Raw genomic sequence first — 24028 nt, forward strand, 5'->3', positions numbered from 1 at the left:
ACACCTTTTCCCCTACAAGGTGAGAAAGCGTTGAAAAACTCTGTCACTCAACTGCGGTAAGTGTTCATGGCCGTACTCATGGTACAACAGCAATTCCTTCTTCGCTTTAATTTTGTTGTAGGCGGCAAACTGCGTCGACGGCGGACAAGCCATGTCGTTCAAAGCCGTGACCCACAACACACTGGCCTCTATTCGCTCAGCTAAGTGCTGAATGTCAATGTAGCCCAGTTTCTGAAAAATCTCGTCTTCCCTTTCGTGATTCGGATCGAACATTTTAAAGTAATAAGAAATCTCTTTGTAAGCCGAGTTGTCTATGTCCAGTTCCCACACCCGCTTGTAATCGGACAAAAACGGGTAGACGGCGACCACCTCTTTGATGCGCGGTTCCAACGCCGCACACGCGACAGCGAGGGCCCCTCCCTGCGAAGCGCCGTACACGCCGACTCGCCCTGGGTCCACCTCTTCCATCGCCATCAAGATTCTCGCTGCTTGCACTGTATCAAGGAAGACGTGGCGGTAGTACAAGCGGTCCGGGTCCGGGTCGTCCACCCCGCGAATAATGTGGCCCCTCACTGTCGTCCCTTTGACGTGAAGATTGTCTTCAGACCGCCCGCCTTGCCCGCGGCAGTCCATGGCCAGTACCGTCACGCCGTGGGCGGCGTAGTTCACTTTGTCGAACCAGTCGCCGCTGTTCACCGTATACCCGTGAAACATGACGATCCCCGGTCCTGTCCCGGACCTCCCCTTTGGCTTCGCCAGCTTACAGTGAACTTTCGCGCCGCCGACACCAGTAAAGTACAGGTGATAGCAGTCTGCCTGATCAGACTGAAATGCCGCCGGCTCGAGTTCATAAGCGAGCGACTGCTGATCCAGTTCCTTTAACCCCCGTTCCCAGTACGCTTCAAAGTCTTCCGGTTTCGGACTTTTCCCCGTATACGCTTTCAGTTCTGACAAAGGCATGTCAAACTGCATCGTCCCACTCTCCCGTTAAAAAATGTTCCATTCGCATTATAACCCGTCTCGCGAACTAAGCAAAAGGCCGGCTGCACAAGCCTTTCGACCGTCCCCTTGAAGTTGCGAAAAGATCCTCTTGGAAGATTCGTGAAACCTTGGAGATGAAGGCTCCCTCTCACCGCGACAGTCATCCGTCTAAACAACGTATAGAACGGCGTGATCTCTCCCATACTATGTGGAAAAGCTTGCTAGTCGTCTGACTGCTTTCGAAAGGTTCGATTCCCATGGGAGACGAGATGCAAAAGCCGAATGCCAGACCATCCCCCGGCTGGACGCCACTCACGGAAACGAAGTGGTTTCAGAGGAGCCGGCTGTTTTTCAGGTGGACGTTTTACGGGCTCGCAGGCTGTGCAGCTTCTGTACTGCTGGGCTTCTTAGTGTTGAAATCGCAGCCGCTGCCGGAGCCCGTACAACCTCTCACCACGCACATCTACAGCGACGACGGCCGTTTGATCGACGAACTGCACAGCGGTGAAAAGCGAGAATACGTGCCGTTGGAAAACATTCCGCCCGCTCTCATTCAGGCGACGATCGCCGTTGAAGACCGCTTTTTTTACGACCACTTCGGCCTGTCACCCCGGGGCATTCTGCGGGCAGCGTGGACGGATTTAAAGGAAATGGCCCTCGTAGAAGGAGCCAGTACGATCACCCAGCAGCTGGCGCGCAATTTGTACTTGAGCCATGACCGGACGTGGGCGCGCAAACTGAAAGAAGCGAAGTACGCGCTCCAACTGGAAATTCACTACGACAAAGATACCCTTTTGGAAATGTACTTAAATGAAGTTTACTTCGGGCACCAAGCTTACGGCGTGGGGCAGGCGGCGAAGATGTTTTTCGGAAAAAAACCAGAAGACCTGACCGTTGCCGAGTGCGCCCTCCTCGCGGGCATCCCGAAGGGAGCGGGAACGTACTCCCCTTACATACACCCCGACAACGCCAAGGAGCGACAGCTCGTCGTACTGAAGGCAATGGAAAGGGAAGGTTATTTAACACGCGATGAAGTGAACGAAATCGCACGCCAACCGCTGTCGTACAAACCGCCGCAGACGACGGAAACGCAAGCCCCGTATTTTCGCGACTACATTAAGTCTTTGGCCGTCCACCGTTACGGACTGAATCAAGACCAAATCGAAAACGGCGGCCTCCACATCTACACGACCCTCGACCTGGACTTGCAACAACAAGCGGAACGAGCGATACAGCAACACATTGACACCGATTCGGAATTGCAAGCTGCGCTCATCGCCGTTGACTCCAAAACAGGGGCCATTAAAGCGATGGTGGGCGGAACGGATTACGAGAAGACCCAGTACAACCGCACGCTGGCCAAACGGCAGCCCGGCTCGGCGTTTAAACCTTTTTTGTACTTGTCCGCGCTGGAAGACGGGTTTACACCGGCCACGATGATGAAGAGCGAGCCGACGACGTTTACATACGGCGACGATGAAGTCTACAAACCGCAAAACTACCACGGCCAGTACGCCTATAGGCCGATTACGATGCGGGAAGCCCTCGTGCGGTCCGACAACGTGTACGCCGTGAAGACACACTTCAAACTCGGTTTGCAGCCGTTAGTGGAAACGGCTGAACAGCTCGGCATCAAAGAAAACCTTTCACCCCACCCTTCCCTCGCCCTCGGCTCCATCCCCGTCTCCCCCCTGGAGATGACTGAAGCGTACACGACCATCGCCCGGCAAGGGGAGCACGTCGGGTTGACGGCGATTAAACGCATTGAGGACAGCAGGGGGAACGTACTGGCAGAGGCGGATATAACCTCCGAGCGCGTCGCCTCGCCCGCCTATACGTTTGTCCTCACCCACATGATGCAAGGGGTGTTTGACGACGAGGGGGGCACGGGGAACATCGTGCGCCAACTCGTAAAGCGCCCGGTCGCGGGCAAAACCGGTACGACCGACTGGGACAGCTGGATGATCGGTTTCGACACGGACCTCGTGACGACCGTCTGGGTCGGTTACGACCAGAACGAGAAACTTTCTTACACCGATGCGCGCGCTGCGAAGTGGGTGTGGGGCTCGTTCATGCAACGCGTGACCCGGGGAAAAGCGAACCGGGTTTTTGAAGTGCCGGAAGGTGTCACCCCCGCTTACATCGATCCGGCCAGCGGACGCCTGGCCACCGAAAATTGTCCAAATTACTACTTGGAGTACTTCGTCACGGGAACACAACCGACTGAAACGTGTGACGTCCACGGAGGAAGCCGACCGGCAAAACCGGTCCCCGTGGAAAGGAAGGAAGTCCCGGAACGCTCCTGGTTCGACCGCTTAAAGGATTGGTGGCAGCATTAACAGTCATCGCTGCCGCCGATGTTCCCCGAACCGTCGGCCCACACCTCATCGTTGTACAGCGTAATCAGGCCGGCCTCGTTCAATTCGCTGAGCACTTCGAACAAACTGTCCCGCTTGTGCGAGGGTAAGCTGCGTACAAAGGCGTTAATCTCTTCAGGCGGGCAGTTGCTCCGAAAGTGAACGCCGCCGTGACGGGCAAAGTGTTCGTGTTGCACAGGAATCACCTCAATCTCATATTGGATTCATTTGTACTGTACCCAACCCTCTAGCGGTTATGAATGCAGACAACCCAGAGGGCAGGTGCTGATGCACCTGCCCTCTGGGCGTCCTAGTATATGTGGTTATACCATTCAATTTTACCTAGGGCCGTATCACGCGACAAGCGGTTTGTTTCCTTTTTCACAAAGCGTTCACGTTTCACTTTCCAATGCCGCTTTTGTCTCTTCGGGCGTATTGTTCCACATCTCCTGGCTGTGGTCGATTAACAACTGTTTAAGCGCCCTTTTCGCCCGGTTGTCTAAAAACTTTATTTTTACTTTGCGCTTCATAGCGGCGTCCATCTGGTTCACGTGTTCGGCCATGTTTTTAAACCCGCGGCGCGCTTTCCGGTCGATCTGTACCGTGCAGTCGCCCAATCCAGCGTAAAACGGTCCGTTCGGTCCGCGGTCGACGGCCACCCACACGATGTAGTACGTTTTTGGGTTCGGCAGTTCCGCCTCCATTTGGCTCGGGTCATCGATAAACTTAATGCCCCGCTCTGCTTTGCTCTTTCCGTGTATAGCGCCCAGGTCGATCGTCGCTTCGTCGCCATCTATCAGTACGGCGGAAATGTTGTTCAAATTTAACGTTCCGGTCACGTAACCGCCGTGTGTCGTCGAATCGGCACCGAGAATTTGAAATCCACCGCCTAAATCTTTCTTCCTCGGCATTGCCTTTGCCTCCTTAAGTCAGCCTGAAGTAATGACACTACGATCATTTTACCCCCTTCGTCGTCCACATGCAAAAGAATGTACGACGGTTTAACGCCACCCCTTGCATATCGATAAAAAAACGAATATTATTAGCTGTGTTGCTGTTATTTATTCGTTTTTATGTCGTAGGAGGACGGTTCTATGGAGAAATTCTTTCAGTTTCATCAACATAATACGAATCTCCGAACTGAAACCCTTGCCGGAGCGACGACCTTTTTGACGATGGTGTACATCGTCGTCGTCAATCCTGCCATCCTGTCGGAAACAGGGATGGACTTCGGCGCCGTTTTTGTGGCGACGGTGTTAGCCGCCTCGCTCAGCACGCTCATCATGGGCGTGTTCGCCAACTATCCTATCGCCATCGCGCCGGGAATGGGGCTGAACGCTTATTTCGCCTACAGTGTTGTGGGACAAAACGGTGTCGGATGGGAAACGGCGATGGGGGCGGTACTCGTCGCGGGACTGTTGTTCTTGCTGCTCACCCTTACGACGTTGCGCGAAAGTTTGATTAAGGCGATTCCCACCAGTCTCAAAAACGGCATAACGGCCGGGATCGGACTGTTTATCGCGTTTATCGGTTTGAAATCAGCCGGTATCATCGTCGACGACGAGGTCAACCTCGTCGGATTGGGCGACTTGCACGCTCCAGTGACTATCCTCAGTTTGGCCGGGTTGCTCTTCACCCTGGTACTCATGACGTTGCGCGTACCGGGAGCGCTCTTTTTCGGCATGGTGTGCACGGGGGTCGTCGGTTGGCTATCGGGAATGCTCCACATCGAGGGACCGTGGGTGGCAGCACCTCCGAGCCTCGCCCCAACGTTCGGTGAAGCCGTCGTTGCGCTTCCTGACGTGTTCAGTCAAGGATTGTACGCCGTCATATTCGCCTTCCTGCTCGTGACGTTGTTCGACACAACAGGGACGATGATCGGTGTCGCCGAACAAGCGGGACTCATGAAGAACGGTGTTTTCCCGCGGATGAAACCGGCACTGTTCGCCGACGCCCTCGGGATGACGACCGGGGCTGTCATGGGGACGACTCCAACGAGCGCCTACATTGAATCGTCTGCCGGTGTGGCAACCGGCGGACGCACCGGCTTTACGGCTGTAGTCGTCGGTGTCTTGCTCCTCGGGACACTGTTTTTCGCACCGGTCGTCAGTGCCATCGCCGCCCTTCCGGCCATTACTGCGCCGACACTGATCATCGTCGGCTGCTTTATGATGGGCGGTCTGGCCAAAGTGGAGTGGAATGACTTTGACGAGGCGTTCCCCGCCTTTATCGTCATGTTGAGCATGCCCCTGACGTCGAGCATCGCCACCGGGATCGCCCTCGGTTTCATCACGTACCCGCTGTTGAAAATCGTCCGCGGCAATTTCCGCGACGTCCATCCGCTCCTGTACGTGTTCATGTTGTTGTTCACGTTACAGCTGGCGTTTCTACCAGAATAGCGGGCTCACAACAGCGGGGAGAACAGGCGGGCGCTTGATTCCTTCAGTTTTTGCCGCAGGGGCCGGCCGTACACGTCCCCGAGAGTGACGCGGCGGCTGTCCTTGAGGTCTTGCTGAAAATCCTCCTCTAACCGCTTCACGATCCCCTCATCATATATGAGGGCGTTCACCTCAAAGTTGTAATAAAAACTGCGGATGTCCATATTGGCAGTTCCCAGCGAGGCGACGACCCCATCCACGATCAAAATTTTGGCGTGGATAAACCCCTTTTCGTACAAATAGACGTTCACACCGGCTTCCAGCAGTTCTTGCACGTACGACATCGTAGCCCAGAACACGATCTTGTGATCAGGGCGGGAAGGAAGAATCAGTTTGACGTCCACACCACTTAAAGCCGCTGTCTTGATTGCCATCAGCATGCTGTCGTCAGGGATGAAGTACGGCGATGTGATGTGTACTGACTGGGTCGCGGACGTGACAGCGGTAAAATACGCTTGCATGATCGCCTCCCATTCGGAGTCCGGTCCGCTGGCGGCAATTTGTACAAATTGTTTTTCACGCACATTGTGCGCCGGAAAGTAGATTTCCTCCTGCAGCCGGTAGTGGGACTCCCCCTTCACAAAATCCCAATCCATCAAAAAGATCGCCTGTAACAAGGCCACTGCGTCTCCCCGCACCTCCAGATGGGTATCCCGCCAAAAACCCATCCGCGGGTCTTTCCCCAAGTATTCATCCCCGATGTTGAGGCCGCCCATAAAGGCGACCTTTCCGTCAACGACGACAATTTTTCGGTGATTGCGGTAGTTCAGTTTACTTGTAATGACCGGAAACGCAACAGGTAAAAACGGATAAATTTCCACACCGGCCTCTCTCAACTCGTCGATGTAGGAGCGGCGCAAGTCCATGCTGCCCACTCCGTCGTAGATGATCCGCACTTCTACACCGGCACGGGCCTTTTCAATCAAAACGCGCTGAATGTCCCGCCCAATTTGGTCGTCGCGCCAGATGTAGTACTGCATGTGGATGTGGTGCGTCGCTTCGTTCAACGCCTGAATGATAGCGCGAAACGTCTCCACACCGTTCGTCAAAATGTGAATCCGGTTGTGCACAGTAAACGGCGACCGTGAATTGCGCAGCACGAGATTTACCAGGCGGCGCCGGTTGACATCCTCCGCTAAGATGGGTTCCGATTCCCGGACTCCCAACTGCTTCTCCGCGACTTGCTGCAGCCCTCCGAAGTCAGCCAGCTCCTTCCGGCGGAACCGCTTCTTCTTGCGGATATTTTGTCCAAACACGAGGTAAAAGAAAAAGCCGACGATGGGAAGGAAAGTCAAGACAATGAGCCAAGCCAGCGTCTTGGACGGATTGCGGTTCTCCAACACAATGACCACAGCGATAAAACCGAAAAATATAAACGCGATACCCGAAGCGAAGATCCCCACCAATCCACAGCATTCCGCCTCACATTCTGCGACTTATCGTGTACCTAGCACCCATCGGTGTATAGCCGTGGCCACACCGTCTTCCTCATTCGTCACGGTCACCCAGTCGGCCGCTTCTCTGACCCGTTCCTGGGCGTTGCCCATCGCCACTCCGATGCCGGCAGACCGGATCATGGCCACGTCGTTCAAACTGTCCCCAACTGCGAGAACGTCGTCCATGGAGAAGTTTAACTGGCGGCACACCGTTTCCAGTGCAGCCGCTTTGCTGACCCCTTTAGCATTCACCTCGATATTCGTCGGGGTCGAGTTGCTCACCTCAAGCTCGCCGGTTTCCACAAGCTTCTTCCAAATGGTGTTGCGGACGTCATCCTTTTCAGTATCGAAGCCGAACTTTAGCCATTTGTGGTCGTGGACACTGCCCGGGATGGCGCCTCCATCCCAAACCCGCTCAGCCGTCGCTCCCCAGACGCGAGTCCTGTACTGTTCCCCCATGCGGTACATCCACTCCACCAACTCCGAAGACAACGCGCGCCTGTGCCACAACTTCCCTGACGCATCCCACACTTCCGCCCCGTTACTCGTCACCAGATAGGACGTCAAACGAAGTGAACGGGCGTACTCCCGTGTGCTGGCTATAAACCGTCCGGTGCTCAGTACAACGTGAACCCCTTTTTGTTGTGCCAGGTGAATAGCTTCCCGGTTAGCCCGCGAGACCTCCAAGTCTCTGTTCAGCAACGTGCCGTCCATATCCAATGCAATCAGTTTGATGGACTTCATTCCGCAAGTCTCCTCCGTTTTTCTCCTTTAACCCTACATCTTATCACACAAAGACGCAAAAACTAAGGGCAGAACACTGCAGGTGAAGGGAGATGATGCCAGTGTCTAAAAAACACCGCCAGGCTAACAAACGCGGGGAACAGCTGACGCCGGAAGAATGGTCAGCAGAACAGCTCGAACACAAGCAGGAGAACGACGGGCGGGAAAAAGAGCCGATCGAGAACCGCAGGACGGACGGACCGAATATTCCGTCGACTTAATGTTAAAAGCGTTATACACGACTGCCATCCAAAAAAACCGCGCGAAGGTCCTTTCCTCCGTGGAAGAGGTGCCTTTCGCGCGGTTTCTCGGTTAACGATCCCCTTTGGGAGGTTGTTTCGCTTCTTCTCCATCCCTCCCTTCAAAGCGCAAACCCCAGCCTGTTAAAGCGGCCAACAGCATCACGATGACGAGAAACCACCCTTGAAAGACGAACGGGAAGACAGAGGTCGGCTGTACAACGGGCAGCCACTCGTAGCGCTCTTGCAATCCGACCATCGTGCCTAATCCGAGCAACACTGGAGCACCCCAAGGAAAAATGTAACCGAGCGCCGATGTCATCGCATCCAGCATATTCGCCCGCCGGTAACGGTGTATGCTGTACTTTTCACCAATTTCCTTTACAAAGGGAGCAGCCGCAATTTCAGCCGCCGTATTGATCGTAATAGCACTGTTCAGCAGGGCGACTATGCCCCAAATGGCCAATTCTGCCCTGCGGACGATGCCGTTGATCCATCTCATCAAGGCGCGCGTCATGACTTCCATCGTTCCGCCTAAGCGGAGTAAATGGGATGCCGCAACAATGAGCAAAATGAGAATGGCCATGTTCACGTACCCAGCTATTCCGTCAACTAAAGCCCCTTCCACATAGACGTCCGACTCCGGGTTGAAACGGATAATGTCGCCCATCGTCCCCAAATTCAAACCGATGACAATGGGAATGGAAGACACAATGCCCCACGTCAAGGAAGTAATCAGATGTTGTCCGGAGAGGGCGAGGACAATGACGAGGATAAACGGTATGAGCAACACAAGTCCTGCAGGACTCGTGGACTCTTGCATCGCCTGCAGCGCAGTTGTATCCGTTATTTCTGTCTCGCCGCCTCCGCCAAATACGGCAAAGAGGATGAGAGCCGGTACCGCTGCAGCAATGGAGTATTTAAAGCGCGAACGCACGACTCCCGGCACATCGGCATCCTGCGTCGTCGCCGACACGATCGTCGTGTCCGAAACAGGTGCCAGATTGTCTCCAAACACTGCCCCTGCCAAAATGGCGGCAAAGAGCATCGTCGGATCGGCACCCGTGGCCACGCCTGCCGGGTACATGAGCGTGCAAAACGCGACCGTCGTCCCGTACCCGGTGCCTACAGCGGTAGAAAAGACAGAAGCCAACACAAACGTCGTCGCTACAAACAGCGAGCCGGTGACACCCGACGCTTGCCCCAACCAGACGAGCCCTTCGACCAATCCCCCCGCCTGCAACACCTGGGCAAACATCCCGGCCCAGAACCACGCCACCATGGCGATGACCCCGACCGGCTGTGCCAACCCATCAAACAACCCCTGGGCGTAATCCTCCCATTTACTTTTACAGAAGAACAAGCCCACAGCCAGGCCGATCACCGCACCCAGAACGAGCCCGATTTCAGAAGACACCCCGAGCACGCTCGTCGTCACGGCCCAAATGACGAAAATCAGCAACGGCACCGCCGCACCGAAGGCACCAAAGCGAAACTCCAATTTCTGTATGCGCTTACCTCCTGCTGCGCGTGAAAAGACTTCTTTCTGGCCGCTTAACTCCATGGCGATAAAACCCTCCTCTTTTTTTATCCTTCCACAGTGTAGCACAAGTGTCCAGACCCTTGCTATTTCCCGACTGTTAAGGTATTTTTTTAACACGCTTACACGTTTGGAATGTATATGCAACGGAAGGTGACGACATCATGGGGACTATTTTAATTGCAGATCGGGACCAGACTGAACGCTTCGGCATACGTTGGTTCATCCAGTCTAACCGCATACATTTTGACCGTGTCAGCGAAGCCGGAAACCTGAAAGACGCTGTGGAGTACATCAAAATGTACAAACCAGACGTCGTCTGCATCGAGTTGGAGATGGTGCCTCCCCAGCACATGCGCGACATTGCGCTGTTGCTGCGCCAATACGCTCGCTGGACTATATGCTTGACAGCCGAACCGGTCTATGAACGGGCCCTGCAAGCGATCGATTTTCACGGCAGGAGCTTATTAGTGAAACCGTTGTCGCCAGAACAACTGAAGCGGTCACTGTTGCAGGCGTCACGACAGTATTCGCGGAAATCCCAAACAGACACCATCCTACCCGCGCCGGACATTGTGCACTCCCACTTTTTCATTCCGCACCCGCTGTACGAACGGAATTACAGTTTGATCGTGTTGCGTCCGGAAGAAACCCGTCACCTTTCAACGCTGTACAACTGGATAGAACAGTACGCTTTCCCCCACCTTGTGAAACACTTCGCTTTGCAACACGACGTCGTGTGCGTCCTTAAAATCCCTAAGGAACAAGAAAAGGCGGTCCTCCAACAGGAAGGGCAGCGCATACTGGAGCGGTGGGTCAGCGATCACCCGCACTGTCGATTGAGTCTCGCCGTCCACCCCTCTTCAGTCCCCGCCGCCAGTATCCACGACATGTACACAAGAACAGCGGACATGTTTAAACTGAGTTTTTTCAAAGGGCTGCAACAGCTTTTTTGGGTGGACGAAAACGTGATATTTAATCCTGTGGACCCATTCCTGACTCCCGAAGAACAGCGGGAATGGATGACCATGCTAGATGACGGAGACAAACATGCCGTCAAAGAGTGGCTGTACCGCCGATTCACTAGTTTTCAAAACCCGTACCCCGATCCGGAGTTGATTCGGGTCCGCCTGACGAGTGTCCTGGCGCAACTGAGGCGGTTTATGAAAACGTATCACTTGGACCGCAAAGAAGACACGGAGACTCGCTACCACGACATTTTCCAAACCATACTGTCCGCCCCCGTTCTCTTCAGCATCGTTCAAGAAGTGGTGTTGTTCGTATTTGACCTCATCGATGAAGCGAACAAACAGAAAGAGCAGTCCACGACGAACGTCATCGAAAGAGGCCTCCGGTACATAGAACAAAACTACCGGACCCCCCGGTTAAGGTTGCAGGACGTCGCCGAACACGTCAACATGAGCCCCAGCTATTACAGCCACCTGTTGACGAAAGCGACGGGACAGTCGTTTAGACAAATACTAAAAAGCGTTCGATTGAAGCACGCCAAGAAACTGTTGGCGGAGTCGACGTGGACGGTACAAGAAATTACGGAACACGTCGGATTTACTGACGCCAATTACTTCAGCCGCATTTTTAAGGAGGCCACCGGAGAAACTCCGAGAGAATACCGCCAAAAGAAAAGTAAGAAATCAAAAGAAAAGTAAGGTGTAAGACCTTACTTTTTTGTCGGCCGAATTTTCAATTAAATTAAATGCGTATATTCAAATAAAAATGGCCTATCTATTTTGACATGTGGGCGATTAAGATGGTGGTAAACCACTAAACGGTACTTGACGAATGCGGAGGTTTTCACATGTCACACAGAACAGCCATTCGCGCCCCGCGGGGCACAACATTGAACACGAAAGGGTGGATTCAAGAGGCCGCTCTGCGCATGCTCATGAACAACCTCGACCCGGAAGTGGCAGAACGGCCGCAAGACCTCGTCGTGTACGGCGGCATTGGAAAAGCAGCCCGCAACTGGGAGAGTTTCAACGCCATCGTCGACACGCTAAAGCAGTTGGAAGACGACGAAACAATGCTCGTCCAATCGGGCAAACCCGTGGCCGTGTTTAAGACGCACACCGATGCGCCCCGCGTCTTAATCGCCAATTCCAACCTCGTCCCGGCGTGGGCCACGTGGGAGCACTTCCACGAACTGGACAAAAAAGGGTTGATCATGTACGGACAGATGACGGCCGGCAGCTGGATTTACATCGGCAGTCAAGGCATCGTCCAAGGAACGTACGAGACGTTCGCCGAATGCGCCCGGCGACATTTTAACGGCACGCTGAAAGGCACGGTTACCGTCACCGCCGGCCTGGGCGGGATGGGCGGCGCCCAACCCCTTGCCGTCACGATGAACGACGGCGTCGTCATCGCGGTGGAAGTGGACGAAACGCGCATCCAGCGGCGCCTCGACACGCGATACCTCGACATGAAGGTGGATACCCTCGATGAGGCCATTCGTCTGGCGGAAGAAGCAAAGCAAAAGGAGAAGGCTCTCTCGATTGGCTTACTCGGCAATGCGGCAGAAATTTTGCCCGAAATGGTGCGGCGCGGATTTGTCCCAGACATCGTGACGGATCAGACGTCCGCCCACGATCCCTTCAACGGCTACGTTCCCGCTGGGGTAACCCTGGAAGACGCACGCGAGATGCGCCAAGCGTCGCCTGACGCTGTCGTGAAAAAAGCCAAGGAGAGTATGGCCGTACACGTAGAGGCCATGCTCGAGATGCAGAAAAAAGGCGCCGTCGCCTTTGACTACGGCAACAACATTCGCCAGGTCGCCCACGACGAAGGTGTGAAAGATGCCTTTAATTTCCCCGGTTTTGTGCCGGCGTACATCCGGCCGCAATTTTGCGAAGGCAAAGGCCCCTTCCGCTGGGTCGCCCTCTCCGGCAACCCGGAAGACATATACAAAACGGACGAGGTCATTTTGCGGGAGTTCCGCGACAATGAACACTTGTGCAACTGGATTCGCATGGCCCGCGAAAAAATTGCCTTCCAGGGACTCCCGTCGCGCATCTGTTGGCTCGGCTACGGGGAGAGAGCCCGCTTCGGCAAAATCATCAACCAGATGGTGGCAGACGGCGAACTGGAAGCGCCGATCGTGATCGGACGGGACCACCTCGATTCCGGATCGGTCGCATCGCCAAATCGTGAAACCGAAGCCATGAAGGACGGCAGTGACGCCGTCGCCGACTGGCCGATCTTGAACGCCCTCATAAACGCCGTTGGCGGTGCCAGCTGGGTGTCCGTCCACCACGGCGGAGGAGTCGGCATGGGGTATTCTCTGCACGCCGGCATGGTCATCGTCGCCGACGGTACGAAAGCAGCCGAGGCGCGGCTGGAGCGCGTCTTAACGACCGATCCCGGCATGGGCGTGGTCCGTCACGCCGACGCTGGCTACGAGCTGGCGCAAAAAACCGCCCGCGAACGGGGTGTACACATCCCGATGTTGAAATAGGACAGTGAGCGCCGCATGAAAAGGACGTCCACAGTTGCCCGCATAACCCGAAGGTTGCGAATGTACTGAAAGGATGCACTTTGAGGATGACTGTCTATCGAAGCGTTAGAAATACAGCAGAGGAGGTCCGTCATGACGAAACCACTGTTTGTCCGCCGTGCAGCGCAACTCGTCACACTGCGCGGAACGTCTGAAACGCCGGTTAGTGGAAAACGCATGAGTGACTTAGGGATCATTGAAGACGGATCTGTTTGGGTCGAAGACGGAACCATTCGCTACGTCGGCCATGATTCAGACGTTTTGGCACAAGTGGGTGAGCGCCTGTCTGAAGCCGACCAGATTGATGCCCGCGGCAAAGTCGTCACCCCCGGCCTCGTCGACCCGCACACGCACGTCGTCTTCGCCGGAAGTCGTGAGAACGAGTTCGAAATGCGGCTCAGCGGGGCCACCTACATGGAGATTATGAATGCCGGCGGCGGCATTCACAGTACGACCCAAGCGACACGGAATGCATCAGAGGAACAGCTGTATCAGGAGACACTTCCACGGCTTGACCGCTTCCTGCAACACGGGGTGACCACAGTAGAAGCAAAAAGCGGTTACGGCCTGTCGCTGGAGCACGAACTGAAACAGTTGCGCGTCGCCAAACGGTTAGACGACGATCACCCCGTCGACATCGTCTCCACCTTTATGGGCGCCCACGCAGTCCCTGAAGCGTACAAAGACGATCCAGACCGCTTTGTCGACATTGTCATTCACGAGATGATCCCGAAAGTGGCCGAAAGCGGCCTAGCCGAATTTAACGACGTGTTTTGCGAACTGGGCGTCTTTACCCCGGAACAGTCAGAACGCATTTTAACCGCCGGAAAAGAACACGGCCTGTTGCCGAAAATACACGCAGACGAGATTGAACCGTACCGAGGGGCGGAGACCGCAGCCCGGGTCGGTGCCGTGTCGGCCGACCATTTGCTGCGCGTTACAGACGCAGGAATTAAGCAAATGGCCGATGCTGGTGTCGTGGCCGTTCTGCTGCCTGGGACCGCGTTCTTCCTCATGACTGAAGCGGCAAACGCCCGCAAAATGATCGATGCCGGCGTGCCGGTGGCGTTGTCGACAGACCGCAATCCCGGCTCATCGCCGACAGAATCGCTGCCGTTTATCATGAACTTGGGCTGCCTTTCAATGAACATGACGCCGGCTGAAGTCATTACTGCCGCCACGATCAACGCCGCCCACGCCATCAAGCGCGGCCACGTCATCGGTAGCGTCGAAACTGGCAAACAAGGCGATCTCGTCATTTTCGACGCTCCGAACGTCGCTTACATGCAGTACAATTACGCCGTCAATCTCGTCGACACAGTCGTGAAAAAAGGAAAGGTCGTGGTCAAACAAGGATCGCTCCTTTAAACAAAGAGCAGGTGATGAACATGACGACTTACCCGTACCCGCAATTAAATCCACCGCCTTTTGTCTGGCAAAAGGAAACCGGTGTCCGTGAACCCAAAGTTCACGAGTGGATCAGGTCGTTAAGCCCCGGCGCCGATCACGTTGAATGGCAAAACGTCGATGTCACCCTGTTGGGGGTCCCGCTGTCCCGCTCGTCGATCAGCGCCTCTGCCGCCAGTGAAACGCCCCACGCCATGCGCCAAGCGTGGAAAGGGTTTGTCCCGTACAACCTTGATTACGACGTAGATTTGACGCCGCTAAACGTCGTCGACTTGGGAGACGTGAAGCAGCACGTGACCGACATCGCCTGGAGCCACAAAGCCATTACAGATGCGATGTACGCCATGCGCACACACCATCCGAACACGTTTCCGCTGGCACTGGGCGGCGACCATTCGATAACGGCCATGCTCGTGAAGGGGTGGAAAAAAGCGCACCCAGACGAGCGGATCGGCATTTTGCAGCTGGACACCCACTTTGACCTGCGCAGTCTAAAAGACAACGGCCCGAGCAACGGGACTCCCATTCGAAACTTGATTGAGAGCGGCACCATTAAAGGGGAAGACGTCTGGAACATCGGACTGCACGGTTTCTTCAACGCCAAGTCCCTCAAAGAGTACGCAGACAGAGCGGGAATCCGATACGTGACCATGCGTCGCGCGCGCCAGCGCGGCTTAGATGCCGTGATCCAGGAGGCGCTCCTCGATCTAAAGCGCCGCGTGGACACCGTTTATGTCACTGTCGACATGGACGTCCTCGACATAGCGTACGGTCCTGGAGCCCCAGCTACGACACCCGGCGGCATGCAGACCGACGAACTGTTCACGGCGGTCACGGCAGCCGGACGCGACCCGCATGTGAAAGCGATGGACATCGTCTGCCTCGATCCGCACAAAGATGTCGCACAGGCCACTGTCAAAGCCGGCGTACACACGATGCTCAGTTTCCTGACGGGATTCTACTTGCGACAACACGACTGAAAGGAGTGTTCACACATTGGATGGACTACATCGGACAAAAACAAACCAAACACTCGCACAGCCTCCCGTGTCACCAGCCGCGGCATGTCGATTCTTTCTGTTCAGTGCCATCGGAATCTTTATGTTTTTCATTCCGGTGACACTAAACGGCACGAACTCCATTATGCTCGATCACATCGTCTCGGGCTTTCGTACGGCGTTCTCTAGTCTGACACCTTATTACGCACTCTTCGTCATAGCGCTGGGAGCCGTTTACCCCTTTGTCGCCAAAACGTGGAAGGAAAACGCGGTCGCTCTCACGTTTTCAGTCCTAAAAGTTCTCGGCTTCATCATCACCGTCATGCTCGTCTTTGAATTCGGTCCAGCCTGGCTGTTTCACGACAACATGGGCCCGTTTTTGCTCAATTCCCTCGTCATCCCCGTGGGGTTGCTCGTTCCAATCGGCTCCATATTTTTAGCCCTGCTCGTCGGCTACGGATTGCTGGAGTTTATCAGCATCCTCATGCAGCCGGTGATGAAACCCGTCTGGAAGACGCCGGGCCGGTCAGCTCTCGATGCCGTGGCGTCCTTCGTCGGCAGTTATTCCATCGGTCTGTTAATTACTAACCGCTTATTCAAAGAGGGGAAGTGCACGGTCAAAGAGGCGACTATCATTGCAACCGGTTTCTCCACCGTGTCCGTCACGTTTATGGTGGTGGTGGCCGACACCCTCGGTCTGATGGACATGTGGAACGCTTACTTCTGGACAACCTTTGTCGTGACGTTTGTGGTGACAGCGATCACAGTCCGAATTTGGCCTCTGAACCGTATGAGTGAAAACTACTATGACGGAAAAGGGACCCCGGAAATCACAATAGAAAACAACCGCCTGCGCCACGCCTGGATGAAAGCGATGGAAACGGCGGAAATTTGTCAAAAAATGTATGGCAAAATTTAAAAGACGGCTTCGTGATGACGATGAGCATTTTACCGTCCATCATGTCTGTCGGGCTCATCGGACTCGTGTTAGCGGAATATACGCCGCTTTTTGATTTCCTCGGCTACTTGTTCTACCCGTTTGCGGCACTCGTCCAACTGCCTGAACCGCTGCTCGCCGGGAAAGCTGCAGCCCTTTCCATTGTGGAGATGTTCTTGCCAGCCCTGTTGACAGTGGACGCCGCCCTGATGACGAAATTCGTTACCGGCATCGTGTGCGTGTCTGCGATTTTATTCTTCTCCGCTGTCATACCCGTCATTTTGTCCACGGAGATCCCGGTGAGCATTCCCAAGTTGGTTGTCATTTGGTTCGAACGCGTCGTGTTGACCATACTGATTGCCACTCCCCTCGCTTACTTGTTGCTGTGAGCCGAAATGTGGGCGACTGCCCGAGTTGTCAAAAAGGAGCTTAGGAGGAATACACCGTCTGTGGTTGGCAGCTCCTGCTGTGTTATGATACGATGGAGTCAAACAGCTGACGAAAGCGAAAACATGAATACAAAATCACTAGGGGTGCCTTTGGAGAAAGGCTGAGATTAAAGTGACACTTTAAAACCCTTTGAACCTGATCTGGGTCAATACCAGCGTAGGGAAGTGATGGGAGAAACGTGAGCCTCAACCACTTTCCACAACTGGGAAGTGGTTTTTTAAATGGCAGGTGAAGCGGAATGAATTTAAAACAGGCGAAACACGTCGAGCTCCACGCCGTGACCGATGGCTCCCAAACGGTGGAGGAATTGTCGGAAATTTTATTACTCATCCAGCGTGACGTCGACTTTATCCACATCAGGGAAAAAAATAAACAGCCAAAAAAAATCGTGCAACTGATCCAAGCTCTCGTTGACAGCGGAGTCCCGAGAGAGAAGTTAGTCGTAAACGACCGTGTGGATATCGCCCTTCTGCTCGGCCTCCACAACGTTCACCTCCCTTCCGCAGGGATCCCCGTCGAACGGTTGAAGGAAAAGTTCCCCGAGTTGAAAGCCGGCGTTTCCGTTCACACGCTGGAAGACGCCCTCCAAGCGGAACAAAAAGGTGCCGATTACGTCATGTTCGGGCATATCTTCACAACCCGTTCAAAGCCCGGTTTGTCTCCGAGGGGGTTGGACGCTTTAAGGGCGGTCGCCCACACGGTGAAACGGCCCGTCGTCGCCATTGGGGGCATTCATCCACACAACGCAAAAGACGTTGTTGAAGCGGGTGCCGCCGGCATTGCCGTCATGTCTGCTCTTTTTTCGGCGGAAAATCCGCAAAAAGCTGCTCGCTCGTTCCATTTTGTGCACAAGGGGGGAGGCCATGGAACCCGACCCGTTTAACCGTTGGCGCTACGACAGGGACATCTCACCGGCAGCACGTTTCTTCGACGGACCTTCAAAACGGAAAGGAACGTCGTCTGTTCAAGCCAAGTAAGTCCGTATGACCGCTCTTCCGTCGACCGAGAGGAGGTGACTGCGGTGGAATTGCACGTGAACGGTCGTGAGGTGACACTTGACGACAGCGTCCAGACGATTTCCGATTTACTTCAGTTTTTCCATCTGCAAGACCGGATTGTCATCGTCGAACACAACCGGGAAATTGTGGACAAAGAGCACTACCCCTCGAAAAAACTCGATCAAGGCGACCGCGTGGAAATTGTTCATTTCGTCGGAGGAGGTTGATGGCCGTGTTGAAAATAGCCAATAAAACGTTTCACTCGAGATTGCTTTTGGGAACGGGCAAGTATCCATCGCTGGATGTCCAGCGCAAAGCCGTACAAGCGGCAGAAGCTGAAATCTTGACGTTCGCTGTCAGAAGGATGAACATTTTCGAGCCGACGCAACCGAACTTTCTAGAGCAGTTAGATCTCACTCAATACACGCTGTTGCCCAACACTGCCGGTGCCAAAACTGCAGAAGAGGCGGTCCGCATCGCCAAACTGGCAAAAGCGTCAGGATTGTGCGACATGGTCAAGGTAGAAGTGATCGGGTGTGACAAAACGTTGTTGCCGGACCCTGTCGAAACGTTGAAAGCGTCTGAAAAGTTGTTGGAAGAAGGTTTTATCGTCCTGACGTACACGTCAGATGACGTCGTATTGGCGAAGCGTCTAGAGGAGCTGGGCGTCCATGCGGTCATGCCGGGGGCCTCCCCCATTGGTTCCGCCCAAGGCGTCGTCAATCCGTTAAATCTATCCTTGATTATTGAGCAATCCGACGTCCCGGTCATCGTGGACGCTGGCATAGGCTCCCCCCGCGACGCAGCATTCGCCATGGAGCTCGGAGCCGACGGCATCCTTCTCAACACAGCCGTTTCCTCCGCAAAAGACCCGGTCAAAATGGCGGAAGCGATGAAGTTGGCCATCGAGGCAGGGCGCTTGGGCTTTGAAGCGGGGATCGTTCCAAAGAAGCGGTACGCGACGGCCAGCAGTCCAGTGGAAGGTGTGCCAGCCCCTTAGAGACGTTGCACCACACCAAACGGCCAACGCCATCGGAAAACTGAAAAGATAACTTAAGGCGAAAAATGATGATTTTGTCGAAAAACGGCAGTCTCACGGGGAGACTGGTCTTTAACTTGACCTCCCATAAGCTGAACAAAGGTCATGAGATGGAAGATACCATAATAAGGGCCACTGAACACAATGATCTGATCTTGATTTTCTTGCATAAGGCGACGACGCCAATTGCGAATCCCTTTCGACGGCTGATTAGAGGATTCACTCTCTTCGCCTTCTTCCGTTTGCTCGGCACACCAAGTTCGATAAGCCGTTGTCAGGGCAATGGTCAAAAACGTGAAATAGACGTGCGATACCATGCCATTGGCCGTTTTGGTTGGCGCATGTTCCAGATTCCAGCCCTGTTTGCCTTCACGAAAAAGTAAATTCTCAATAAGGCTGCGCCCATCATAAGCATCATACGGAACAAAAGGGCGGTCAACGGGACTGTTGGTCAAAAAAACAGGGCATTTGTCTGCCGGGATCTCCTCGTTTCGGTAGCGTTGAATGACCACGGCGTTGATTGGGCAACCGCCGCCGCCCGTCTTACTGTATTGCTTTGCGGGCTTTGCCGGGTCCCGATAATCGACATAACTGGTTAACGCCTTGACACCAGTAACTTGGGTCTCGAGGATGTGCTCGGTTTTGCTTTTGCCACGACCGGACGTCTGTTTTTCTTGGCGTGTATCCGTCACCCCCATGGACGCTTGAGCCAAGTCCCGTGCATCCTGGGCGACGTCCATGTTGGAGCGTGCGGGAATCACAAATGTGATCTTTTGTTGGTCGAGCCAATATAAGGTGGTGCCGTCCAGAAAGCCCCGATCCATCAACACTTGGGTGATCCGGCTGTGCTTGCCCAGATTGCGCTGAGCCTGCTCGATGAGCACACGCGTATATTTGGACTCGTGTTCATGAATGGGGACGACTTTTAGAGCAAGGGGAATTTCCGTGTGCTGGTCAAACAACACAATCGCTTTCCATCCGTAAACGACACACTCGATCTCCCGGACGCCCTTTTTGTTGTGGATTTTCTTTTTGCGCATCACTTTTCCGGCACCTTCGTAGTTCGGCGTCGTTTCGATATCGGTGCCATCGATGATGCCCGTCACTTGTTGGTAGAAAGCACCAGATGCCGCTAAGTTGGCGATATTGGTGTTAAACAGTTGTTCAATCTCCTGTGGTGTCGCCTTATTCATGAATTCTGCCAGTGTCTGAGGGGTAAACGGGCTGGCGGGTGGGGTGTCGTTATGCCGTTTACCGGCACCCCGATTACAGTACCCTTCTTCCAACACCATAGCCGAAAAGCCCAAGGTTCGCATCACACCCTGATCACTAAACAACAGAGCAGGCAAACTTTTCATCGCCTTAATGCCCAGCAATGTTTTGGCCAAATACGTGATCAAGAAGTAATAAAACGGAATCATCACCCGTTGATACTGGCTAGCTTGAAAGGTGGAAAAAGAATGGAGGACACCGGTTTCTGACAAGTAGCCCATAAAATCATCCAAGATAGCTTCATCTTCCAGGTTGTGTACGCTGTCCATCGTTTTCGTGGTGCTGATCACCTGGGCGACGTATTCATCATCCCTTGTAGCGGCCACAATGGAAAAACGGTCGTTTAAGATGTGGGCGAAGTTACTCATCAATCATCCCTCATTCCGATTTTTATCTGGAATGAAGACATTCGCTCCGGAACCACTATTTTCCTTGTAGACTGACCCATTTCGACAAAACTAATGGTGATTCGACAATTGATTAGCTATGTTATCTTTTCAGCATCGGAAAAAAAGCCTGTTGCGTTAACCGGTTACATTTGTTATAATCTGGGGAAACAGCATTCACAATAAGCAATGTGACCTAAAGTTAGTGAGTTCATGAGGAGGTCGCACCAGTTTGGTGTGGCCTCTTATTTTGTTTCTGTGGAGGGACCACAAACACCATGATGTTGCTTGACGGAAACAACCTGACGTTGGAAAAGTGCCAAAAAGTTATCTATCAAAACGAAAAAGTGGGGCTGACGGAAGCGGCGTGGCAAAGGGTAGAAGCCAGCCGAAAAACAGTCGATCAAGCGGTCTCAGACGACACTGTCGTCTACGGGGTAACGACTGGATTCGGCAAGTTCAGCGACGTGACGATTGAGAACGATTTAGTGGCAGACTTGCAAATGAACCTGATTCGCAGTCACGCCTGTGCTGTCGGGACACCGTTTCCCGAACCGGTCACCCGCGCGATGATGTTACTCCGCGCCAATGCTTTGGCAAAAGGCTTTTCCGGCGTGCGCCGGGAACTGCTGCAATTGTTGCTTGACCTGTTAAATCACCGCATCCACCCCGTCATTCCCCAACAAGGTTCCCTCGGGGCCAGCGGCGACTTAGCACCGCTCGCCCACTTGGCGTCGGTATTGATCGGGGAAGGAGAGGCATTCGTTGCCGGCAGGCGCATGGCGGGCAAAGATGCCCTCGCTCAAGCGGGGCTCAAACCCGTGCGTCTAGCGGCCAAAGAGGGACTGGCCCTCATTAACGGTACCCAAGCGATGACCGCCGTCGGGCTCATCGCCTACCTCGAAGCAAGAAATCTCGCGGACCGGGCGGACGAGATCGCGGCGATGACGTTGGAATGTTTGCGCGGCGTGACAGACGCCTTCCATCCCGACGTGCACGCTGTGCGCCCTTATCCAGAACAAGCGGAGGTTGCCCGCCGGATCCTCGACCAAGTTGACGGCAGCCAGCTGGTCACCCGCCAAGGAGACATTCGCGTCCAGGACGCCTACTCTTTACGCTGTATCCCGCAAGTGCACGGCGCCAGTCGCCAAGCTTTGCGCTATGTAAGGGAGAAGCTGCTGATCGAGATGAACGCCGCCACGGACAATCCGCTCATTTTTGCCGAAAGGGGTGACATTGTGTCTGGAGGTAACTTTCACGGGCAGCCCATCGCCCTCGCCATGGATTTTTTGAAAATTGCCATGGCAGAACTGGCCAACGTCAGTGAGCGGCGCATTGAGCGCCTAGTCAATCCGCAACTGAACGACCTTCCCGGCTTTTTAAGTCCGAAACCCGGCTTGCAGTCGGGGATGATGATCCCGCAGTACGTCGCTGCGTCCATTGTGTCGGAAAATAAAGTGTTGGCCCACCCGGCCAGCGTAGACTCCATCCCGTCCTCTGCCAACCAGGAAGATCACGTCAGCATGGGAACGACGGCGGCGCGCCACGCCCTTAAGGTCGTGCAGAACGTGCGCAAAGTGCTGGCCATCGAAGCGATGTGCGCCGCCCAGGCACTGGAAATGCGGGGAGTGGACAAAGCCGGGAGGGGAACGCGGCAGTTGTACCGCGACATCCGTCAACGCGTCGCACCTCTCACCCGCGACCGTTCGCTGTCCAAAGACATCGAGCGGTTATCCGAATGGTTATAATCTCCTTCCTTTCCGTTAAGGTGGCACACCTTAACGGTTCACATAGATGAATGAAAGCGCTAAAAAAAAACGCTCAAGTTTTCAACACGGTACCAATTTAATTTGGTAAAATAAATGAGAAGTAAGGGAGGAATGGTCGTTATGTTCTGGAATCCCGTTGTCCTATCCGTACTCGTGTTAGCCGTGTTAAGTTTGGCACGCGTCAATGTCATTTTCGGCTTGCTCATCGCCGCCGCCGTCGCTGGCTTTTCCGCAGGGCTGACCCTTGAGGAGATTTTCTCCATCTTGATCGGCGGCCTCGGCGGGCAGGGTGAGACAGCACTCAGTTACATTTTGCTCGGGATTTTCGCCGTCATGATTGCCCGCTCCGGGATTACGACGGCTTTAATCAGGCGCGTCCTGCCCCTCATGCAAGGAAGGCGCGGCTTTGTGCTGTTTACCATCGCCGCCCTCTCCTGTCTGTCGCAAAACGTCATTCCCGTGCACATCGCGTTTATCCCGATTCTCATTCCGCCTTTACTCGCCGTCTTTAACCGGTTGAAAGTCGACCGCCGCGCCGTTGCCTCCGCTTTGACGTTCGGGTTGAAGGCGCCTTACATGCTCATCCCGGCCGGATTCGGATTCATCTTCCACAATATTATCGCGGACGAGATGGCCGCCAGCGGCATGGCCATCGAGCTGTCGGCAATCCCTGTGGCCATGGCGATTCCAGTCGCAGGGATGCTGCTCGGCCTCGTGCTCGCCATTGTCGTCACATATCGGAAGGCGCGGGAGTACGCCGACATTCCGACGCATTTTACGAGCGAATCGGCGGCAACTGGAGAAGACGCCGATCAACATTCGTGGCAGTGGAAACACTCCGTTACGTTGCTGGCCATAGGGGTCACCCTCGTACTGCAGATCGTCTTCCAATCGCTCGTTATCGCCGCGCTCGGCGGTATATTGACGATGTTCATTTTCCGCGGAGAAGCGTGGAGAAACGGGGACACTGTGGTAGAAGGGGGCGTGAAGATGATGGGGACGATCGCGTTCGTCATGCTCATCGCTTCCGGCTACGCCTCCATTTTGACTGAAACAGGCGCAGTGGACAACCTTGTAGAATCCGCCAGTGCCTGGCTCGGCGACAACCAGTTTATGGCGGCAGTCGTGATGATGTTCGTCGGACTGTTGGTCACGATGGGGATTGGCACATCTTTCGGCACGGTCCCGATTTTAGCGGCTATATTTGTCCCGCTCTGTTCCGCGATGGGCTTTAGCCCGCTGGCCACTGCATCGTTAATTGGAACGGCCGGCGCTATTGGAGATGCCGGGTCCCCAGCGTCCGACAGTACCCTCGGCCCGACATCGGGGCTGAACGCCGACGGCCAGCACCATCACATTTGGGACACGTGCGTCCCGACGTTTATCCACTACAACATCCCTTTATTTGTCTTCGGCGTCATCGCCGCCCTGGTGTTGTAGACGATTGCCTCTCCTTCCTATATACTTGTGTTTAGTAAGTAAATATT

19 protein-coding genes, 1 pseudogene and 1 riboswitch are annotated in these 24028 nt (G+C 54.4%); of the genes and pseudogenes, 13 read left to right on the forward strand and 7 right to left on the reverse strand.

The features are described from left to right. Positions 1 to 12 precede the first annotated feature (12 nt). Positions 13 to 972: an acetylxylan esterase gene (locus B0W44_RS17260; RefSeq protein WP_077721109.1), complete on the reverse strand. Its 960-nt coding sequence runs from the start codon at positions 970 to 972 to the stop codon at positions 13 to 15. Between the two features lie 266 nt (positions 973 to 1238). On the opposite strand from B0W44_RS17260, the gene B0W44_RS17265 reads away from it, so the two are divergent. Beyond that, positions 1239 to 3320: a transglycosylase domain-containing protein gene (locus B0W44_RS17265; protein WP_149027069.1), complete on the forward strand. Its 2082-nt coding sequence runs from the start codon at positions 1239 to 1241 to the stop codon at positions 3318 to 3320. Here the strand turns inward: B0W44_RS17265 and B0W44_RS17270 are convergent. After that, entirely contained in the window at positions 3317 to 3535 is a 219-nt protein-coding gene (locus tag B0W44_RS17270) for a hypothetical protein (RefSeq protein ID WP_418304061.1), read from the reverse strand. The two genes, B0W44_RS17265 and B0W44_RS17270, sit on opposite strands and share 4 nt — an antisense overlap. A gap of 195 nt (positions 3536 to 3730) precedes the next feature. After that, positions 3731 to 4249 carry a YwhD family protein gene (locus B0W44_RS17275; RefSeq protein ID WP_077721111.1) on the reverse strand — a complete coding sequence of 173 codons (519 nt, stop codon included), beginning with the start codon at positions 4247 to 4249 and terminating at the stop codon, positions 3731 to 3733. Positions 4250 to 4432: 183 nt separating this feature from the next. On the opposite strand from B0W44_RS17275, the gene B0W44_RS17280 reads away from it, so the two are divergent. Further along, the gene (locus tag B0W44_RS17280; RefSeq protein ID WP_077721112.1) at positions 4433 to 5737 is read left to right on the forward strand and encodes an NCS2 family permease; all 1305 of its coding nucleotides are present in this window, start codon (positions 4433 to 4435) and stop codon (positions 5735 to 5737) included. 5 nt (positions 5738 to 5742) lie between these two features. Here the strand turns inward: B0W44_RS17280 and cls are convergent, their stop codons facing one another. Both cls and B0W44_RS17290 read right to left on the reverse strand, forming a co-directional pair. Then, positions 5743 to 7179: a cardiolipin synthase gene (gene cls / locus B0W44_RS17285; RefSeq protein ID WP_228441700.1), complete on the reverse strand. Its 1437-nt coding sequence runs from the start codon at positions 7177 to 7179 to the stop codon at positions 5743 to 5745. Between the two features lie 33 nt (positions 7180 to 7212). Continuing rightward, positions 7213 to 7956, reverse strand: coding sequence for a Cof-type HAD-IIB family hydrolase (locus B0W44_RS17290; protein ID WP_077721114.1), 744 nt, complete (start codon positions 7954 to 7956; stop codon positions 7213 to 7215). A 101-nt stretch (positions 7957 to 8057) separates the two neighbouring features. Between B0W44_RS17290 and B0W44_RS18305 the strand changes: the two genes are divergently transcribed. Then, entirely contained in the window at positions 8058 to 8216 is a 159-nt protein-coding gene (locus tag B0W44_RS18305) for a hypothetical protein (RefSeq protein ID WP_169835651.1), read from the forward strand. 91 nt (positions 8217 to 8307) lie between these two features. Here B0W44_RS18305 and B0W44_RS17295 read toward each other — a convergent pair whose 3' ends face one another. Then, positions 8308 to 9798, reverse strand: coding sequence for a Na+/H+ antiporter NhaC family protein (locus B0W44_RS17295; protein WP_077721115.1), 1491 nt, complete (start codon positions 9796 to 9798; stop codon positions 8308 to 8310). 140 nt (positions 9799 to 9938) lie between these two features. On the opposite strand from B0W44_RS17295, the gene B0W44_RS17300 reads away from it, so the two are divergent. From B0W44_RS17300 to B0W44_RS17335, 8 genes and pseudogenes are all read left to right on the forward strand, one after another. Continuing rightward, on the forward strand, positions 9939 to 11441 hold the full coding sequence (locus tag B0W44_RS17300; protein ID WP_077721116.1) for a helix-turn-helix domain-containing protein: 1503 nt from the start codon (positions 9939 to 9941) through the stop codon (positions 11439 to 11441). A 149-nt stretch (positions 11442 to 11590) separates the two neighbouring features. Next, positions 11591 to 13246 carry a urocanate hydratase gene (hutU, locus tag B0W44_RS17305; RefSeq protein WP_077721117.1) on the forward strand — a complete coding sequence of 552 codons (1656 nt, stop codon included), beginning with the start codon at positions 11591 to 11593 and terminating at the stop codon, positions 13244 to 13246. Positions 13247 to 13378: 132 nt separating this feature from the next. Then, entirely contained in the window at positions 13379 to 14653 is a 1275-nt protein-coding gene (gene hutI, locus B0W44_RS17310; protein ID WP_077721118.1) for an imidazolonepropionase, read from the forward strand. 20 nt (positions 14654 to 14673) lie between these two features. After that, entirely contained in the window at positions 14674 to 15672 is a 999-nt protein-coding gene (locus B0W44_RS17315) for an agmatinase family protein (protein ID WP_077721487.1), read from the forward strand. Positions 15673 to 15688: 16 nt separating this feature from the next. Further along, a pseudogene (locus tag B0W44_RS17320) lies at positions 15689 to 17016 on the forward strand (YjiH family protein). Positions 17017 to 17146: 130 nt separating this feature from the next. After that, a riboswitch (TPP riboswitch) is annotated at positions 17147 to 17257 on the forward strand. Between the two features lie 58 nt (positions 17258 to 17315). Further along, a complete protein-coding gene (gene tenI, locus B0W44_RS17325) occupies positions 17316 to 17960 on the forward strand; it encodes a thiazole tautomerase TenI (protein WP_077721119.1) in 645 nt (214 codons plus the stop codon). Positions 17961 to 18098: 138 nt separating this feature from the next. After that, positions 18099 to 18302 (forward strand): sulfur carrier protein ThiS, encoded by a 204-nt coding sequence (gene thiS / locus B0W44_RS17330; RefSeq protein ID WP_077721120.1) that lies wholly within the window; start codon positions 18099 to 18101, stop codon positions 18300 to 18302. Further along, the gene (locus tag B0W44_RS17335) at positions 18302 to 19075 is read left to right on the forward strand and encodes a thiazole synthase (protein WP_149027070.1); all 774 of its coding nucleotides are present in this window, start codon (positions 18302 to 18304) and stop codon (positions 19073 to 19075) included. The genes thiS and B0W44_RS17335 overlap by 1 nt, the downstream gene beginning before the upstream one ends. 53 nt (positions 19076 to 19128) lie before the next feature. On the opposite strand, the gene B0W44_RS17340 is transcribed toward B0W44_RS17335, so the two are convergent. Continuing rightward, entirely contained in the window at positions 19129 to 20754 is a 1626-nt protein-coding gene (locus B0W44_RS17340; RefSeq protein WP_077718376.1) for a transposase, read from the reverse strand. 296 nt (positions 20755 to 21050) lie between these two features. On the opposite strand from B0W44_RS17340, the gene hutH reads away from it, so the two are divergent. Both hutH and B0W44_RS17350 read left to right on the forward strand, forming a co-directional pair. Continuing rightward, positions 21051 to 22520: a histidine ammonia-lyase gene (gene hutH / locus B0W44_RS17345; protein WP_077721121.1), complete on the forward strand. Its 1470-nt coding sequence runs from the start codon at positions 21051 to 21053 to the stop codon at positions 22518 to 22520. 141 nt (positions 22521 to 22661) lie between these two features. Next, positions 22662 to 23981, forward strand: a complete 1320-nt coding sequence (locus B0W44_RS17350) for a Na+/H+ antiporter family protein (protein ID WP_228441701.1) — start codon at positions 22662 to 22664, stop codon at positions 23979 to 23981. Positions 23982 to 24028: the final 47 nt, after the last annotated feature.

Origin of the sequence: Novibacillus thermophilus (assembly GCF_002005165.1) — a bacterium.
In the GTDB taxonomy this organism is placed as follows: Bacteria; Bacillota; Bacilli; order Thermoactinomycetales; family Novibacillaceae; genus Novibacillus; species Novibacillus thermophilus.

What these genes read in the sequence shown, in the direction of transcription:
- B0W44_RS17275 (WP_077721111.1), bottom strand. Translation starts at nt 4,249, where the DNA reads ATGCCGAGGAAGAAAGATTTAGGCGGTGGATTTCAAATTCTCGGTGCC.
- B0W44_RS17260 (WP_077721109.1), bottom strand. Translation starts at nt 972, where the DNA reads ATGCAGTTTGACATGCCTTTGTCAGAACTGAAAGCGTATACGGGGAAA.
- B0W44_RS17280 (WP_077721112.1), top strand. Translation starts at nt 4,433, where the DNA reads ATGGAGAAATTCTTTCAGTTTCATCAACATAATACGAATCTCCGAACT.
- hutU (WP_077721117.1), top strand. Translation starts at nt 11,591, where the DNA reads ATGTCACACAGAACAGCCATTCGCGCCCCGCGGGGCACAACATTGAAC.
- B0W44_RS17350 (WP_228441701.1), top strand. Translation starts at nt 22,662, where the DNA reads ATGTTCTGGAATCCCGTTGTCCTATCCGTACTCGTGTTAGCCGTGTTA.
- B0W44_RS17340 (WP_077718376.1), bottom strand. Translation starts at nt 20,754, where the DNA reads ATGAGTAACTTCGCCCACATCTTAAACGACCGTTTTTCCATTGTGGCC.
- hutI (WP_077721118.1), top strand. Translation starts at nt 13,379, where the DNA reads ATGACGAAACCACTGTTTGTCCGCCGTGCAGCGCAACTCGTCACACTG.
- hutH (WP_077721121.1), top strand. Translation starts at nt 21,051, where the DNA reads ATGATGTTGCTTGACGGAAACAACCTGACGTTGGAAAAGTGCCAAAAA.
- B0W44_RS17265 (WP_149027069.1), top strand. Translation starts at nt 1,239, where the DNA reads ATGGGAGACGAGATGCAAAAGCCGAATGCCAGACCATCCCCCGGCTGG.
- B0W44_RS17315 (WP_077721487.1), top strand. Translation starts at nt 14,674, where the DNA reads ATGACGACTTACCCGTACCCGCAATTAAATCCACCGCCTTTTGTCTGG.
- B0W44_RS17335 (WP_149027070.1), top strand. Translation starts at nt 18,302, where the DNA reads ATGGCCGTGTTGAAAATAGCCAATAAAACGTTTCACTCGAGATTGCTT.
- B0W44_RS17295 (WP_077721115.1), bottom strand. Translation starts at nt 9,798, where the DNA reads ATGGAGTTAAGCGGCCAGAAAGAAGTCTTTTCACGCGCAGCAGGAGGT.
- B0W44_RS17300 (WP_077721116.1), top strand. Translation starts at nt 9,939, where the DNA reads ATGGGGACTATTTTAATTGCAGATCGGGACCAGACTGAACGCTTCGGC.
- tenI (WP_077721119.1), top strand. Translation starts at nt 17,316, where the DNA reads ATGAATTTAAAACAGGCGAAACACGTCGAGCTCCACGCCGTGACCGAT.
- B0W44_RS17290 (WP_077721114.1), bottom strand. Translation starts at nt 7,956, where the DNA reads ATGAAGTCCATCAAACTGATTGCATTGGATATGGACGGCACGTTGCTG.